This is a genomic window from Kribbella amoyensis, from assembly GCF_007828865.1.
Classification (GTDB): Bacteria; Actinomycetota; Actinomycetes; order Propionibacteriales; family Kribbellaceae; genus Kribbella; species Kribbella amoyensis.
Genome location: NZ_VIVK01000002.1, coordinates 379,051 through 394,350 on the forward strand (window position 1 = coordinate 379,051; position 15,300 = coordinate 394,350).

A 15,300-nucleotide genomic window follows, 5' to 3' on the forward strand; every position below is an offset into this window, starting at 1 on the left:
CGCACCACTCCCGATCGACCGGCTCTCGCCGACCGGTCCGGCCCAGGCCGGTCCCGGACGACGGTGGTCGACGAGCGGAAGTCGAGCGGCCGGATTCGGCACGACACGAAGATCACCGTGTACGTGACCGAGGAAGAGCTGCTCGGACTAGAACAGACCAGACTCGCGCTGCGGGCCGAACACGGCCTGACGGCCGATCGCGGCCGGATCGTGCGCGAGGCGATCGACGTACTGCTGGCCGACTTCGTCGACCACGGTCCCGACTCGGTGCTGGTGCAGCGGCTCCGCGCCGCGACGGAGTGAGCCGGTCATGACCGACGCCTCGACGTCCGAGCTGCCGGCGTCGGAGTCGGAGGTACCGGCTGCGGAGTCGGCAGCTTCGGAGGCACCGGTGGAGCGGCCGGCGACCGGGGATGCCGATGCGCCGGCGTCGTCGGGCAAGGGGTTCAGCGTCCACCTGGTCAACTTCGAGGGTCCGTTCGACCTGCTGTTGCAGCTGATCAGCAAGCACAAGCTGGACATCACCGAGATCGCGCTGTCCCAGGTCACCGACGACTTCATCGCGCACATCAAGGCGCTGGGGTCGGAGTGGGACCTGGACCAGACGTCGGAGTTCCTGCTGATCGCGTCGACGCTGCTCGACCTGAAGGCGGCCCGGCTGCTGCCGAAGGGCGACGTCGAGGACGCCGAGGACCTGGCGCTGCTGGAGGCGCGCGACCTGCTGTTCGCGCGGCTGTTGCAGTACCGGGCGTTCAAGCAGATCGCGACGCTGATCCAGGACCGGATGGCCGAGGAGGGCCGGCGCTTCCCGCGGGCGGTGGGGGTGGAGCCGCGGTTCGCGGAACTGCTGCCCGAGGTGCTGATCGGGGTGAACCCGGCCGAGTTCGCGGCGCTCGCGGCGGCCGCGATGGCGCCGAAGGACAAGCTGCCCGAAGGCGTCTCGCTGGAGCACCTGCATGCGCCGGCCGTGACGGTCCGCGAGCAGGCGACGCTGATCGTCGACCGGTTGCGGCGGCAGCGCAGTACGACGTTCCGCACGCTGGTGTCGGACTCGCCGGACACGGTGACGACGGTGTGCCGCTTCCTGGCGTTGCTGGAGCTGTTCCGCGAGGCGGCGGTCACGTTCGACCAGGTGACGCCGCTCGGCGAACTGACGATCCGGTGGACCGGTTCCGACGAAGGCGACATCGCCGTGAGCGACGAGTTCGACGAGGTCGCGAAGCCCGAGTCGACCGACGGCGAGGCGCCCGAGGTGTCGGAGGACTACGCCGGCTTCCTCGAGGACGGCGACAGCGCGACCGCGGCCGACGACCCCGACCCGGACCCCACCCCGGCCGATCCGAACGAGACGGTGGACCAGTGACCGAAGACCGAACCCCGACCGACCACCCAGCCGAGGCCACCACAGCCGACGCCCTGGAGTCGGTCACGACCACCGAACAAGCCGTCGACCAGACGCCCCCGGACCCGTCGGACACCTCCGACGCCACGTCCAACGACAGCACCCAGGTCGACGGCGCGACAGACGACAGCGCTCCGGACGAAAGCCTTTCCGGCGAAGGCGTTGCGGTGGATGACGCCTCCGGCGAGACCACGTCCGGCGAGAGCGCCTCCGACGAGACCACGTCTGCCGAGAGCACCTCCGGCGAGGGCGACTCCGAGGAGACCACGTTCGGCGAGAGCGCCTCCGACGAGACCACGTCTGCCGAGAGCACCTCCGGCGAGGGCGACTCCGAGGAGACCACGTTCGGCGAGGGCGCCTCTGACGACAGCGCCGCCGGTGAGAGTGCTTCTGGTGGTGGGGAGGGGGCCGGCTTCGAGGGGGAAGCTGGGCAGGCGGAGCTTCCGTTGGCTCCTGAGGGGCTGATCGACGATGTCAGTATGCGGCGGGCGCTCGAGGCGATCCTGATGGTGACCGACGAGCCTTTGCCGGTCCTGGTGCTGGCTCGGGCGATCGGGCGGTCGACGGGTGATGTCGCCGGGGCCCTGGCGGAGTTGGCCGCGGAGTACACCGAGCAGCGACGCGGGTTCGACCTGCGGGAGGTCGGTGGCGGCTGGCGGTACTACACGCGGCCGGAGGAGGCGCGGTACGTCGAGCGGTTCGTGCTCGACGGGCAGCAGGCGCGGCTCACCCAGGCCGCGTTGGAGACGCTCGCCGTGGTCGCGTACAAGCAGCCGGTGAGCCGGGCGCGGGTCTCCGCGATCCGCGGCGTGAACGTGGACGGCGTGATGCGGACCCTGATCGGCCGCGGGCTGATCGAAGAAGCCGGTTCGGACACCGAGTCGCAGGCGTTGTTGTACCGGACGACCTCTTATTTTCTGGAGCGGATGGGTATGCAGAGTCTGGACGACCTGCCCGAACTCGCCCCCTACCTTCCGGAGATGGACGACGTGGAAGAAGAACTCGCCGCCCAGAACACCACCGAGAGCTCCGTCGCCGACGGCACCGCGGACCCGGCCGACGCGACCGCGACCGCCGGGAGCGACGCGACCGCGGACGCCGACGAGGCGGTCACCTCGGACGTCGGTGCCGCGGTGGACGCCAGCACGCCGGTGGATGCACCGCCGGCCGCGAGCGGAGTCGGGATCGACGGCGACCTGACCCCTGGCGACGAGCCGGGGCCGGAGCTGGAGGTCGAACACGAGGAGGGCGAGCTGGAGCCGGCCGAGGAGCTGGAGGCCGGCGGCGCCACCGAGCTCGAGCAGGAGGAACGCGATCCGGCCGAGATCCCCGAGACCACCGAACGCGACCCGGGCACCGACGGCGACAGCGAGGGTGCGGCGGACGACGACTCGGCCGACGATGACGACACCGATGACGACGCCGGGGACGACGCCGGGGACGACGCCGGGGACGACGCCGGGGACGGGGACGCCGACGGTGAGTCGGAGGACGCGGGGGACGACTCGGGCGACGGCTTCGAGGAAGGCTCCGGGAGCGGCCTCGACGAGTCGGATCACGGCTTCGGCGCCGGCCTGCGGGACAACGACGAGTTCGACGCCACCGACGACGGTGGCGAGTCGCCTGATGACGGTGACGATTCGGGCGACGCCGCGGACTTCGAGGAAGGCGACGGCGTCGGCGGGGGTGCGGACCTCGACTTCGGCCGGGACGCGGTGGACGGCCCTGACGGTACGGGGACGCTGCTCCGTGAAGGCAGCGGCACCGACGGTCCGGATCGGGCCACCGAGCGGGACGAGGGCGAGCGATTGGCGCCGGCTGAGGAGCTCGAGGGGGCGGCCGGGCAGTACCGTGTCGGCAGTGATGAGTGAAGAGAGCGGGATCCGGCTGCAGAAGGCGCTCGCGCAGGCGGGCGTGGCGAGCCGGCGGAACGCGGAGCTGCTGATCGAGCAGGGCCGGGTCGAGGTCGACGGGGCCGTGGTGACCGAGTTCGGGACCAGGGTCGATCCGGCCGTGTCGGTGATCCGCGTCGACGGCGAACGCATCCCCCCGACCACCGCGCACGCGTACCTGGTCCTCAACAAGCCCCGCGGTGTCGTCACCACGATGTCCGATCCGCAAGGCCGGCCGTGTATCGCCGACTACGTGCAGGACCGGGACGAGCGGCTCTTCCACATCGGCCGCCTCGACACCGACACCGAGGGCCTGCTGCTGCTCACGAACCACGGTGAGTTCGCGCACCGGCTCGCGCACCCCTCGTACGAGGTCAGCAAGACCTACGTCGCCGAGGTCGAGGGCAACGTGAAGCCGGGCGTGCTGCGGCAGTTGCTCGCCGGGGTCGAGCTGGACGACGGGTCCGCGCAGGCCGACACGGTCAAGGTGATCTCGACGATCAAGGGCCGGACCCTGATCCAGCTGAGCCTGCACGAGGGCCGCAACCGGATCGTCCGACGGATGTTCGACGCCGTCGGCCACCCGGTCAAGCGCCTCACCCGCACCGCCATCGGCCCGGTCCGCCGTGGCAACCTGCACACCGGCGAACTCCGCGAGCTCAACCCCAAGGAGCTCGGCCAGCTCCTGGACCTGGTCGACCTCTGACCGTCCGATCGAAGAACGCCCGCACCAGAGTCCGTACGGCGGGAACGGCGCGCGCGTTGTCGCCGACCAACTGCGCTCGCTCGTCGGCGGTCATCAGGCTCGCCTGCACCAGTTGGGGTGCGAAGGCCGCGTAGTCGGTGAAGATCCAGTGCCGTGCTCGGCGGAGCTCGACCCGGCGTACCGGGCCGCCGTGGGAGAGCACGGCTGACCAGGTCCGGTCGAAGCGGGCGTCGCGGAAGCCGTCGGTACCGACCAGCAGGAGCGGTCGGTCGGTCCCTCGCCGCGCGATCGGGAAGAGTTCGCCGCCGTAGTAGTCCAGGTAACCCTCGAGGTTGACGGCGGCATCGATGCGCTGGTCCTGGTCCATCGACGCGGCGGCCGTGGCACCACCGGCAGAGTGCCCGTAGGCGCCGACCCGGCTGAGGTCCAGCGCACGGTCGAGGCCGCGGGGGAGTGGCCGCGAGGAGGCGTCTCGATCGTCCGCAGCCGGCCGCCGGGGAACTCCACCTTGCTCGTCTCGCCCGGATGACCGAAGCCCTGAGCGGCGGCCGGGGCCAGCTGAGGCGCGAGCGGGTACCCGCGGGTGGTGGCCGCTGGATAGAAGACGGTCGTCATGAGTTCGCGGGTCGGCGCGTCGTTCCACGGATCACGGCGGCTGTGATCGACGAGGTGCAGCGTCGTCGTGCCGACCGGATGCGCACCGGTCGGCGCCGGCAGGCTCACGGTCATCGCGGTCGCTTGTGCCGGGTACACCGTCGCGAAGGTCAGTAGTAGTGCGAGCACCGCGGTGATCCGTCGTCTCATGGCGATCACCGTGCCAGCGGCGAGCGGCCCGCGTCCGTAGTACTGGGTGTAGATCCACCCGGATTCCACCCTGCGGCGGAGGATGCGGCCATGCCGCGGTTGGTTGACTAGCGGGCGGTCCAGGTCAGGGTGTAGCGCCAGAAGAGGGCGCGTCTCAGGTGTGCGCCGGGCAGGACGCGTTCAGCTGTCTGGGTGATCTCCTCGAACGTTTCGGTGGCCATCGCGGTCGGAGCGGTCATCTGCGTCGGGGTCTTGGTTGACCGTCGTGGATGCATGATCGTGCCGATGATCGGATTCAGGACGAGCGAGGCGATCGACCAGGGGAGGTCGCCTGGTGATTCCTGGCTGATGCCTACGACAACGAGTCGGCCACCCGGGCGGAGCAGGTCGCGGGCCTCGGCGAGGGTGGCTTCCAACGGTAAGTGGTGCAGGACTGCCACGAAGGTGATCAGGTCGTAGCTGTTCTCGTCGAGGTCGTCGAACGGTTGCGCCAGGATGCGGACGTTGGCGAGGTCCGCGGTGTTACGCCGAGCGTGCTCCGCGGTGGGACCGTCGGGCTCGATGCCGGTGACTGAGGGAAAGACACTGGCCAATCGGCGGACGAGGTTGCCTGTTCCGCAGCCCACGTCCAGGGCGTCCGTACCGCCGGTTGCGCGGACGCGCCGCGCGTGGTGGAGAATCAGCCGCGCATAGCCGTCGTTGTGGGACCAGGGGTGTGCGTCGTTGTAGCGACCCACGGCGGCCAGTGTTCTGTCCAGGGCACGAGGCATGGTGCGACGATACCGACGGCCTGGTTGATCTCCGGACCGGCTTTCTGACTGCTTTCTGTTCGCTTTCCGCTGGTGTCGGACGCTGCTGCCTGGTTGTTACGGTCCCGCGGTGTCCTCAGTGCAACCACCTCCTCCACCCGGACCGTACGGTCCTCATCCCGGCCGTCCCGGCCCTTACGGCCCGCCGCCCGGGCAGTACGGGGCCCCGCAGTTTCCGCCGTACCAGCAGCAGTTCCCCGGACCTCCCGTGCACCGGAAACCCCCGCGGAAGAAGGGCCCGATCGTCGCGGTCGTGCTGGCGCTGGTGGTGATCCTGATCGGCGGGGCGGGCGGCGCGTTGTACTACTACCGGATCCCGCTCGGGCTCTTCGCCGGGTCGCGGCTCGACGTCGACCGCGAGCTCGGTTACGTCGTCCAGGACAAGTTCGCGGCGAACTACCTCCCGAAGGAGGGCGACGGCTTCCCGGCCCGCTGGTGGACCGAGAAGTACCTGGTCCGGGCGATGCCGAACGCGCTCGTCGGGTACGACCTCGCCGCCGGCCGGACCGCGTACACGGTGAAGCTGCCGGACAACCACTTCTGCCAGGCCTCCCGGCAACAGTCCGGTCAGGGGTACGTGGCTGTGCTGCAAGGAACCCGGAAGGAGGGGTGCCGGCGCATCACCGTGGTCGACCTGGCCAACGGCAAGGTGGTGTGGTCGAAGGAGGTCGCCCCGGCCGGTCCGGCCCGTTCGGAGCCGGTGCTCACGGACTTCCCGCAGTACGATCATCGGCCCGCGATCCTCGGCGACCGGCTCTACGTCCCCACCGACAAGGGCGGCCACATCCTCGACCTGGCCACCGGGTCGGTGATCCAGCAGCCGAATCCGAAGGCGGGCTGCGTCAGCACCCAGTACGACGCGCTCGGGGCGACTGGGCTGGCGTACCGGGACTGCTCGCGGTCCGGGCGGAAGGGGCGGCAGCTGCTCGGATTCGATGCCTCGGGCAAGACCTTGTGGGAGTACAACCTGCCGGTGGACGGCAGGCGGCCGACCTCGGTGGTGGGCGTGTTGTCGGTGGACCCGCTGCTCGTCCGGGTCCTGGACGGTACGGGCAAGAAGGAGGTCTGGCGGGTCGACCCCAGGACCGGCAAGCACCAGGTCGTCGTGGACCTGGCGAACCGGTCCGCCTCCGATCCCTGCGAACGGGCCGGCAGCGACGGTCTCTACGACTGTTCCGGTCACGCGTTGTCCGACGGCGTGCTGTTTCTCCAGCAGCGCAACGGCATCGAGGCGTACGACGTCGGGACCGGCGAGGCGCTGTGGCGATCCGAGTGGGACACCAAGCACAAGGTGTCCGGGCCGCTCGGGCTCGACGCCGGCGGTCAACCGCTCGTCTACCTGCTGCCGACCAAGGACGACCCGGCCGCGGTGGTCAAGGTGGATCGCGCGAACGGTGCCATGACCGCGATCGCGACGTTGCCCGAAGCACCGAGAGGCTCGTACCGCCCCGGCGGCAGCTCGCTGCTGCACCAACCCGAGGCCGTCGACTGGCACGACGGCCATCTCGCCCTGTACCGCGTCCGGCCGAGCTCCCGGGACGCCGGCTACGCGGCCACCCTGATTCTCAAGTAGAAGGAGAAACACATGCACCTGAAACGAACAGTCACCTCGGTCGCCGTGACGCTGGGGATCGCGGCGGCCAGCCTGGTCGCGACGACCGGATCGGCCGCCGCCGCGAGCGACACGATCGAGCGGAGCTGTGGCGACTACGGCATCAGCAACTCGAAGTACTTCGCCGAGACGGCCAAGCGCAAGTACAACACCTGCGCCGGACACGCCTGGGTGAAGATCGTCTACAAGAGCCGCAAGGACGGCCAGTGGTACGTCAGTGGCTGGAAACACGACCCGCAGAAGGCGCGTTTCGCCTCCAACGAGGACGGCGCGTTCTTCAGCAGCTTGAAGCAGAGTATCCACCGGGGCTGCGCCGACTGTGTGCAGAAGAGCCTCTATCCGTGATGCGCCTGCTGCGCCTCGGCGCCGTAGCCGGTCTGCTGCTCGGTAGTACCGGCTGCGGCGACGGTGGGAGAGTGAGCGAGGCCGACTATCTGGAGGCTGTCGATGAGTTCACCGACTGCCTGGCCGACCATGACGTCCAGGTGATCAACCACGGCTGGGATCCGGTCAACCGGCTCTCGGTGTCGTTCTCCTACGCCGCCGAGAACGGGGAGCCGAGTCAGCAGGGCCTGGCGTGCGAGGAGAAGCACCTCACTCCGGTGAGCATGGCGTACGCCGACCAGGCCACGGCGGTGATGGCCGAGGACCTCCGGGCCTACGTACGGGTCTGCCTGGCTGGTCGGCAGGTCGCGGTGCCGGCCAAGGTGACTGGCCTGGCCGGCTTCGTCGCCGCTGCTGGGGAAGAAGCCGCCTCCAGCTGTGTCAGCGCCGGACTCGCAACCCTCTACCCGGACAGTCCCGCGGTACTCGGCAGCCGTTGACGGTCTCACCTTTCGGGTGATGCCCCGGTCGTGCCCCCGTGGATCGTCGATGATGGGGACTCGACCGGGGAGGTGGATGTGCGTTTCCAGGTACTGGGGCCTGTCCAGGTGGTCAAGGGGGAAGAGGTCGCCGGGCCGGTCTCGGACCTGCGCCGGACGTTGCTGGCCTGCTTGCTGGTCAGGGCGAATCGGTCCGTCGGCATCGACAGTCTGGCCGAGGCGCTCTGGGCGACAGGCCGTCCGCAGCGACCGGCCAACAGCCTCCAGGTGCACGTGTCCCGGCTCCGGCAGGTGCTCGACCGCCCGGATCGGCTGCGCGGTGTCCCCGGTGGTTATCAGCTGGCGGTCGGTCCGGCCGAGTTCGACGCGTTCACCTTCGCCGATCGGCAGGCCGCGGCCCGGTCGGCGGTCGAGGCCGGCGACCTACGGGGTGCGGTGACCGGGTTCCGGGACGCGCTCGCGTTGTGGCGGGGGGCGCCGTACGCCGATGTGGACGAGGCGCAGCTGGTCGGGCCGGAGGCGAGAAGGTTGTCCGAGGCAAGGATGGTCGCGTACGAGGAGCTTTACGACGCCGAGCTCGCGCTGGGCCGGGCCCGCGAGATCGTGCCCGAGCTGACCGAACTGGTGTCGGCCTATCCGTTGCGGGAGCGGATCGTCGGCCGGCTGATGCTGGCACTGTACCGATCCGGCCGGCAGTCCCGGGCCGAGGTCACGTACCGGGCCGTGCGGCAGCGGCTGGCCCGTGAGTTGCGGACCGAGCCCGGCCGCGAACTGCGCGAACTCTTCGAGGCGATCCGTGCGGAGGACCCGAGCCTCGACGCCCCAGCACCCGAACCGGTGCGCGTGGTGTCCGCCGCACCGCCGAAGCCGGCCCAGTTGCCGCCACCACCGGGCGCGTTCTTCGGCCGTGAGCAGGAGCAGTCCGACCTGGACGAGGCCGTCCTGGCCGACGGTCCCGGCAGCCTGGTGGTGCTGACCGGGATGGCCGGTGTCGGCAAGACCGGTCTCGCTCTCCACTACGCACACCAGGTCGCCGACCGGTACGGCGACGGCCAGCTGTACGTGGATCTCCGCGGTCACGCGTCTGGTCCGGCGCTGGACCCGTTGGAGGCGTTGGGTCAGCTGCTCCGCGGGCTCGGTACGGAACGGGTGCCCGAGACGGTCACCGACGCGACCGCGGCGTACCGGTCGCAGCTTGCCGGCCGGAAGTTCCTGGTCCTGCTGGACAACGCGGGCACGAACGAACAGGTACGTCCGCTGCTCCCGGCCGCCGCGGGTTGCCTGACGCTGGTCACCAGCCGGAACAGGTTGTCCGGCCTCGTCGCCCGGGAAGGCGCGGAGCGGATCAGCCTCGGCACCCTTGACGCCGACACCGCCCGTGCGCTGCTGATACGCCTTGTCGGGGAGCAGCGGATCACCGCCGAGCCGGACAGCGTCGCGGAGCTGATCGAGGTGTGTGCGGGACTCCCACTCGCGCTGCGGATCGCGGCCGCGCAGTTGGCGGACGAACCGCATCGCACGGTCGCCGACTACCTGGCCGAGCTCCGGGACCAGCGGCTCACCGTTCTCGCGTTGGAGGACGACGAACAGTCCGCGGTCGGGACCGCGTTCGACCTCTCGTACCGGCACCTGGTCCCCGGTGCCCGTCGGCTGTTCCGGCTGGCCGGGCTGATCCCGGGTCCGGACTTCACCATCGACGCGATCGCCGCCTTGACCGGGACAACGGTCGAGGAAGCGCGAGCTGGTCTCCGGGTACTGGTCAACGCGCATCTGCTGGAGGACCTGTCGGCGGGGCGTTATCGGTTCCACGACCTGCTGAAGGACTACGCCAAGCAGCGCGCCCTGACCGAGGAGCCGGAGGCCGAGCGGGCCGACGCGCTGAACCGGCTCTACACCTGGTACTACCGGGGCCGGGGCGCCGCTGCCGACCTGCTCATCTCGTGGCGTCTCGAACCACCGTGCCCGCCGCTGCCGGAGGTACCGGCGGTCGGCTTCGACGGTGCGGGCGAGGCGGTCGCGTGGCTGCACGCCGAGTTCGACAACATCGTCGCGGCGATCCGGGCGTGTGCTGTCGACGGCCCGGTGCACTGGTGCTGGCATCTCGCGGTGGGCGTGGTGTCGGACATGGAGCGCCGCGGCCATCTGAACGACGTCCTGTCGGTGTTGGAGGTGGTGGTGGACGCGGCCCGCGCCGCCGGTGACCAGCAGGCGATCGCGCTGTCGCTCGGTGAGCTCCAGCAGTTGGACACCTCGGCGGGCCGGCCGATCTCCCCTGAGCGGATCGCCGAGATGATCGCGGCCGGCGAAGGCTCCGGAGCCGCCGCGATCGAGGGCTACGCGCTCTACGTCGCCGGGGTCGTGCAGCATCGGAACGGCGACTCGGCCGCCGGGTTCGACTCCCTGACCAAGGCGTTGGCGACCCAGGAACGCGCCGGCGACACCACGGGTCAGGCGCTCACCCTGCTGCACCTCGGCAACGCCCTCTTCCTCCAGGGCCAGCTCAGCGCCGCGGTGCGGGCGTACGAGCGGATGGTCGAGCTCGCCGACGACCTGCCGTCGCTGGCCCTGGCCGGCCTGATGAACGTGTCGCACGGGCGGATCACGCTCGGCCGGCTGGACGGCCTGGACGAGTTGCTGGCGCGCGGCGAGCAGCTGGTCGAGCAACTGCACGACGATGCCAGACGGTGCGCGTTCGGCTACGTTCGCGGGAGCTGGTACCGCGACACCGGCCGGCTGGCCGAAGCGCTCGACCTGCTGACCCGGTCCGGCCGCCGGTCCGACGAACTCTCGCTGCCGCGGTTGCAGAGTCACACCCACAACGAACTCGGCTTCTGTCACCTGGCCGCCGGGGACCACGCCCGGGCGCGGGCCGAGTTCGAGCTGGCAGCCGAGCTGGCCGGGTCGGAACTGCTGCAGGAGTACCGCACCCACGCGATCCGCGGGCTGGCGCACGTCGACCTGGCCGAGGGCCGGCTGGACGCGGCCGAGGCGAACGCGCGGACGGCGATCGAGCTGGCCGACGGCGTGGACCGGATGCACGAGGGTGAGGCGCTCGTCGTTCTCGCCCGCGTGCTGCTGGAACTCGGCCGGCCGGAGGCCGCGATCGAGGCCGGTGAGCAGGCCCTGGCGATCCAGCGGGAGACCGAGTTCTTCCTCGGGACGGCCCGGGCTCACCACGTCCTCGGGGAGGCCCGCGCGGACGAGGCGCACCTGCGGAAAGCGCTCTCGATGTTCGAGGAGTTCGGCTCTCCCGAAGCGGCCGCGGTCCGCGACAGCCTCACCACGGTGCCGGTCCCGGACGGTGTCCGGATGACATCGAAGGGGTAACGCTGACGAACGGCGCGCCTGAGACCGGCTCAAAATGTCGGAGCGGGGCCGTACTGTGGTGGATGTGAACCGGCGAATCTTCGGTCTGGAGAACGAGTACGGCGTCACGTGTACCTTCCGGGGCCAGCGCCGACTGACCCCCGACGAGGTGGCGCGGTACCTGTTTCGGCGCGTCGTGTCCTGGGGGCGGAGCAGTAACGTCTTCCTCCGCAACGGGGCCCGGCTCTATCTCGACGTGGGCTCCCATCCGGAGTACGCGACCGGCGAGTGCGACTCGGTCACCGACCTGATCGCGCACGACAAGGCCGGCGAGCGGATCCTCGAAGGGCTGCTCGTGGACGCCCAGAAGCGGCTGCACGACGAGGGCATCTTCGGCGACGTCTACCTGTTCAAGAACAACACCGACTCGGCCGGCAACAGCTACGGCTGCCACGAGAACTACCTGGTCAGCCGGCACGGCGACTTCGCCAAGCTGGCCGACGTGCTGATCCCGTTCCTGGTCACCCGCCAGCTGATCTGTGGCGCCGGCAAGGTGCTGCAGACGCCGCGGGGCGCGGTGTACTCGGTGTCCCAGCGCGCCGAGCACATCTGGGAAGGCGTTTCCAGCGCGACCACCAGGTCCCGCCCGATCATCAACACCCGCGACGAGCCGCACGCGGACGCCGAGCGGTTCCGCCGGCTGCACGTGATCGTCGGCGACTCGAACATGTCCGAGACCACGATGCTGCTCAAGGTCGCCAGTACCGACCTGGTGCTGCGGATGATCGAGGCCGGCATCGTGATGCGCGACCTCACCCTGGACAACCCGATCCGCGCCATCCGCGAGATCAGCCACGACATGACCGGCCGCCGCGAGGTCCGGCTGGCCAACGGCCGGGAGGCGAGCGCCCTCGACATCCAGGGCGAGTACCTGTCCAAGGCCCGCGACTTCGTCGACCGCCGCGAGCTCGGTACCCCCGCGGTGGAGCGCGCTCTGTCGCTGTGGGAGCGGACGCTGAAGGCGATCGAGTCCGGCGACCTGTCCGGCATCGAGCGCGAGATCGACTGGGTGATCAAGTACCGCCTGATCGAGCGCTACCGGGCCCAGAACAACCTCGGCCTGGCCAGCCCCCGGGTCGCCCAGCTCGACCTGGCGTACCACGACATCCACCGGCCGCGAGGTCTGTACTACCTGCTCGAGCGCAAGGGCGCCGTCACGCGGGTGGTGGACGACGTCCGCATCTTCGAGGCGAAGTCGGTGCCACCGCAGACGACCCGGGCGCGGCTGCGCGGCGAGTTCATCAAGCGGGCCCAGGAGCGGCGCCGCGACTTCACGGTCGACTGGGTGCACCTGAAGCTGAACGACCAGGCGCAGCGCACGGTGCTGTGCAAGGACCCGTTCAAGTCGCACGACGAGCGCGTGGAGAAGCTGATCGCGAGCATGTGACCCCCGCCCCAACCCCCAGCGCCCCCGCCCGGCGCCCCCGCTCCGCGCTGCCGCTCCGCCAACCCCCCTCCCGCCGCCGCCCGCCGCCGCGTTTGGTGGGTTAACCCGGCAAGTTGCTGGTTGGCCAACGGAATTTCCGTGGGCCAACCATCGACCTTGTGGGTTAACCCACGGAACGCACCGGGGACAGGCGCGGGGTCGGGTTGTGCCTGCTCGCTGTGGCCCCGGGGACGGCGTGGGCAGACGTCACTCGTCGCCGTGGCGCTTCCTGCCGGGCTGTTCGTCGGGTGCGAACTTCATCCCGAGCGCCGCGGTGAGGATCAGCGCCAGGCAGGCGATGATGGCGAGGTTGTCACCCATCATCCCGTGCGGGGTCTGGATCGCCGGCCGGATCAGCAGCGACATGATCAGCAGACCGATGCCGATCCGCAGCAGCACCCTGGCCGCCGTCCTTGTCATGGTCGTACCCTACGATCGCGCCGGTTGCGGGCTCGCCTCGTCGGCGGCGAGGTGCTTCAGCGGCGGGATCTCGTCGTGGAAGAAGCAGGCGGTCCGGTGCCCCGCGCCGATGTCCACCAGCGGCGGAGCCTCCTTGCGGCAGACGTCCTGAACCAGCGGACACCGGTTGGAGAAGACGCAGCCCTTCGTCGCGGGCTCGCCGGCCAGACGCTCGGAGCCGCCGCCCTCCGCGTCCCGTTTGCGCACCAGCACCGGGTCCGGGACGGGGATCGCCTGGAGCAGCATGTGCGTGTACGGGTGGCTGGGGGTCTTGATCAGCTCCTCGACCGGGCCCTCTTCGACGATATGGCCGTAGAACATGACCGCGATGCGCCCGCCCTGCGCGAAGTACCGGACCACCCCGAAGTCGTGGCTGATGAACACGAACCCGATGCCACGGTCGCGCTGGAACGAGAGCAACAGGTCGAGGATCGCGACCCGCATCGACACGTCCAGCATGCTGGTCACCTCGTCGGCGACGATCAGCTTCGGCTGCAGACTGATCGCCCGGGCGATCGACACCCGCTGCCGCTGGCCACCGGACAACTGGTGCGGGTACCGCTGCAGGAACGCCGGCGTGGCGTCCAGCCCGACCTGCTGCAACAGCTTGATCATCTCCGCCTGGACGGTACGGCGATTCGCCAGCTTGTGCCGCAGGAGGCCCGGCGCCAGCGTACTGCCGATGGTCAGTCCCGGGTTCAGCGAACCGTACGGATCCTGGTGCACCATCTGGACACGGCGCCGCCAGTCCGTGCGCTGCTTGCCCTTGAGACTCGCGATATCGCTGCCCTCGAAGGAAATGCTGCCGCTGCTGGGTTCGTGCAATCCGGCGATCAGCCGGCCCAACGTGGTCTTGCCACAGCCGGACTCGCCCACCAGGGCCACGATCTCGCCCTCGTCGGTGGACAGGTCGACGTTGTGCAGGACCGGCTTGCCGGTGCCGGTGTCGTAGGTGTGCGTCACGTTCCGCACGTCGAGCAGGCTCATGCCTTCGACACCTCCATCGGTACGACGTCGCGATTCGCGACGTGGCAGGCCACGAGGTGGCCACCACCGTCGCCGAGCAGTGGGGGTTCGGTGTGCCGGCAGAGGTCCTCCGCCGACCGGCACCTCGGAGCGAACCGGCACCCGGCCGGCAGATCGGCGAGATTCGGCACCGCGCCGCCGATCGGCCGGACCGTGAGGCCGGCGTCCAGCACGCTCGGGATCGCGTTGATCAGCGCCTCGACGTACGGATGACGGCGTTCGGCCTTGAAGATCTCCTCGACCGTCCCGGTCTCCACCAGACGCCCGGCGTACATCACCGCGACTCGGGTGGCCACCTCGGCGACGACCGCAAGATCGTGCGTGACGAAGACGATCGTCACCCCGAGGTCGCGATGAAGATCCTTGAGGATGTCGATCACCAGACGCTGGTTGAGCACGTCCAGGGCCGTGGTCGGCTCGTCGAGAATCACCACGGACGGCTTCAGCAGCAAGGCGACGGCAATCGCCACCCGCTGCTTCATCCCGCCGGACAGCTGGCTCTCGAACGCCTTCCAGATCCGTTTCGGTGGGAGCTGGACGAGTTCGAGCAGGTGCTCGAAGTGTTTGCGGCCCTCCTTCGGATCGGGGAACACCTCGGGATGGGCCTGCAGGATGTGGTCCACCTGAGCGCCGATGGTCACGACCGGGTTGAACGCGTTCATCGCGCCCTGGAAGACCATCGCCAGTTCGGCACCGCGCAGGGCGTTGAGCTCGCGCTTCGACATCGCGACCATGCCACGTCCGCGGAACCTGACCTCGCCGCCGATCACCCGGCCGGGCTGCGGCACGATCTGCAACATCGAGTACGCCAGGGTGGACTTGCCACAGCCCGACTCACCGACCAGGGCGTAGATCTCACCGGCGGCGACCGAGAGGGTGACGTTCTCGACGGCGCGCACCGAGCCGGCGCCGTCGCCGAAGGCGACCGTCAGGTCGTCGATCTCGAGCAGGGTCTGCGCTTCGCTGTGCACGTT

Annotated in this window: 14 protein-coding genes; 9 read left to right on the forward strand and 5 right to left on the reverse strand. The window is 69.9% G+C overall.

Going from position 1 to position 15,300, the window contains the following annotated elements:
* The first annotated feature begins 63 nt into the window (after positions 1–63).
* Genes FB561_RS39125 through FB561_RS32070 form a run of 4 tightly spaced genes read left to right on the forward strand, consistent with a single transcriptional unit; the run spans position 64 to position 4,000 of the window.
* The gene (locus FB561_RS39125; protein ID WP_337692334.1) at positions 64–303 is read left to right on the forward strand and encodes a hypothetical protein; all 240 of its coding nucleotides are present in this window, start codon (positions 64–66) and stop codon (positions 301–303) included.
* Positions 304–310: 7 nt separating this feature from the next.
* Positions 311–1,363, forward strand: a complete 1,053-nt coding sequence (locus FB561_RS32060; RefSeq protein WP_145813783.1) for a segregation and condensation protein A — start codon at positions 311–313, stop codon at positions 1,361–1,363.
* A complete protein-coding gene (scpB, locus tag FB561_RS39130) occupies positions 1,360–3,273 on the forward strand; it encodes an SMC-Scp complex subunit ScpB (RefSeq protein ID WP_337692335.1) in 1,914 nt (637 codons plus the stop codon). The genes FB561_RS32060 and scpB overlap by 4 nt, the downstream gene beginning before the upstream one ends.
* The gene (locus FB561_RS32070; protein ID WP_145813784.1) at positions 3,266–4,000 is read left to right on the forward strand and encodes a pseudouridine synthase; all 735 of its coding nucleotides are present in this window, start codon (positions 3,266–3,268) and stop codon (positions 3,998–4,000) included. The genes scpB and FB561_RS32070 overlap by 8 nt, the downstream gene beginning before the upstream one ends.
* Here the strand turns inward: FB561_RS32070 and FB561_RS32075 are convergent.
* Positions 3,954–4,643 (reverse strand): alpha/beta hydrolase, encoded by a 690-nt coding sequence (locus FB561_RS32075; protein ID WP_202880965.1) that lies wholly within the window; start codon positions 4,641–4,643, stop codon positions 3,954–3,956. The genes FB561_RS32070 and FB561_RS32075 overlap by 47 nt on opposite strands.
* A 268-nt stretch (positions 4,644–4,911) precedes the next feature.
* Positions 4,912–5,574 carry a class I SAM-dependent methyltransferase gene (locus tag FB561_RS32080; RefSeq protein ID WP_145813785.1) on the reverse strand — a complete coding sequence of 221 codons (663 nt, stop codon included), beginning with the start codon at positions 5,572–5,574 and terminating at the stop codon, positions 4,912–4,914.
* Positions 5,575–5,821: 247 nt separating this feature from the next.
* Between FB561_RS32080 and FB561_RS32085 the strand changes: the two genes are divergently transcribed.
* The 5 genes from FB561_RS32085 (at position 5,822) to pafA (ending at position 12,802) form a co-directional block, all read left to right on the forward strand.
* Complete coding sequence (locus FB561_RS32085) at positions 5,822–7,186, forward strand: outer membrane protein assembly factor BamB family protein (protein WP_145813786.1); 1,365 nt, start codon at positions 5,822–5,824, stop codon at positions 7,184–7,186.
* A 12-nt stretch (positions 7,187–7,198) separates the two neighbouring features.
* Positions 7,199–7,570 (forward strand): hypothetical protein, encoded by a 372-nt coding sequence (locus FB561_RS32090; RefSeq protein WP_145813787.1) that lies wholly within the window; start codon positions 7,199–7,201, stop codon positions 7,568–7,570.
* Positions 7,567–8,049: a hypothetical protein gene (locus tag FB561_RS32095; protein ID WP_145813788.1), complete on the forward strand. Its 483-nt coding sequence runs from the start codon at positions 7,567–7,569 to the stop codon at positions 8,047–8,049. The genes FB561_RS32090 and FB561_RS32095 overlap by 4 nt, the downstream gene beginning before the upstream one ends.
* 78 nt (positions 8,050–8,127) lie before the next feature.
* Complete coding sequence (locus tag FB561_RS32100; RefSeq protein WP_145813789.1) at positions 8,128–11,376, forward strand: AfsR/SARP family transcriptional regulator; 3,249 nt, start codon at positions 8,128–8,130, stop codon at positions 11,374–11,376.
* Between the two features lie 64 nt (positions 11,377–11,440).
* On the forward strand, positions 11,441–12,802 hold the full coding sequence (pafA, locus tag FB561_RS32105; protein ID WP_145813790.1) for a Pup--protein ligase: 1,362 nt from the start codon (positions 11,441–11,443) through the stop codon (positions 12,800–12,802).
* Between the two features lie 246 nt (positions 12,803–13,048).
* Here the strand turns inward: pafA and FB561_RS32110 are convergent, their stop codons facing one another.
* From FB561_RS32110 to FB561_RS32120, 3 genes are read right to left on the reverse strand one after another with little or no spacing between them, the layout of a single operon-like run.
* Positions 13,049–13,261 (reverse strand): hypothetical protein, encoded by a 213-nt coding sequence (locus FB561_RS32110; protein ID WP_145813791.1) that lies wholly within the window; start codon positions 13,259–13,261, stop codon positions 13,049–13,051.
* Between the two features lie 9 nt (positions 13,262–13,270).
* On the reverse strand, positions 13,271–14,287 hold the full coding sequence (locus FB561_RS32115; RefSeq protein ID WP_145813792.1) for an ABC transporter ATP-binding protein: 1,017 nt from the start codon (positions 14,285–14,287) through the stop codon (positions 13,271–13,273).
* Positions 14,284–15,297: an ABC transporter ATP-binding protein gene (locus FB561_RS32120; RefSeq protein WP_170284905.1), complete on the reverse strand. Its 1,014-nt coding sequence runs from the start codon at positions 15,295–15,297 to the stop codon at positions 14,284–14,286. Before FB561_RS32120 ends, FB561_RS32115 begins: the two co-directional genes overlap by 4 nt.
* Positions 15,298–15,300 lie beyond the last annotated feature (3 nt).

Bases quoted from the DNA above. Each gene is read 5' to 3' on its own strand.
- FB561_RS32060 (WP_145813783.1), top strand. From the start codon at position 311: ATGACCGACGCCTCGACGTCCGAGCTGCCGGCGTCGGAGTCGGAGGTA.
- FB561_RS32070 (WP_145813784.1), top strand. From the start codon at position 3,266: ATGAGTGAAGAGAGCGGGATCCGGCTGCAGAAGGCGCTCGCGCAGGCG.
- FB561_RS32080 (WP_145813785.1), bottom strand. From the start codon at position 5,574: ATGCCTCGTGCCCTGGACAGAACACTGGCCGCCGTGGGTCGCTACAAC.
- FB561_RS32090 (WP_145813787.1), top strand. From the start codon at position 7,199: ATGCACCTGAAACGAACAGTCACCTCGGTCGCCGTGACGCTGGGGATC.
- FB561_RS32110 (WP_145813791.1), bottom strand. From the start codon at position 13,261: ATGACAAGGACGGCGGCCAGGGTGCTGCTGCGGATCGGCATCGGTCTG.
- FB561_RS32115 (WP_145813792.1), bottom strand. From the start codon at position 14,287: ATGAGCCTGCTCGACGTGCGGAACGTGACGCACACCTACGACACCGGC.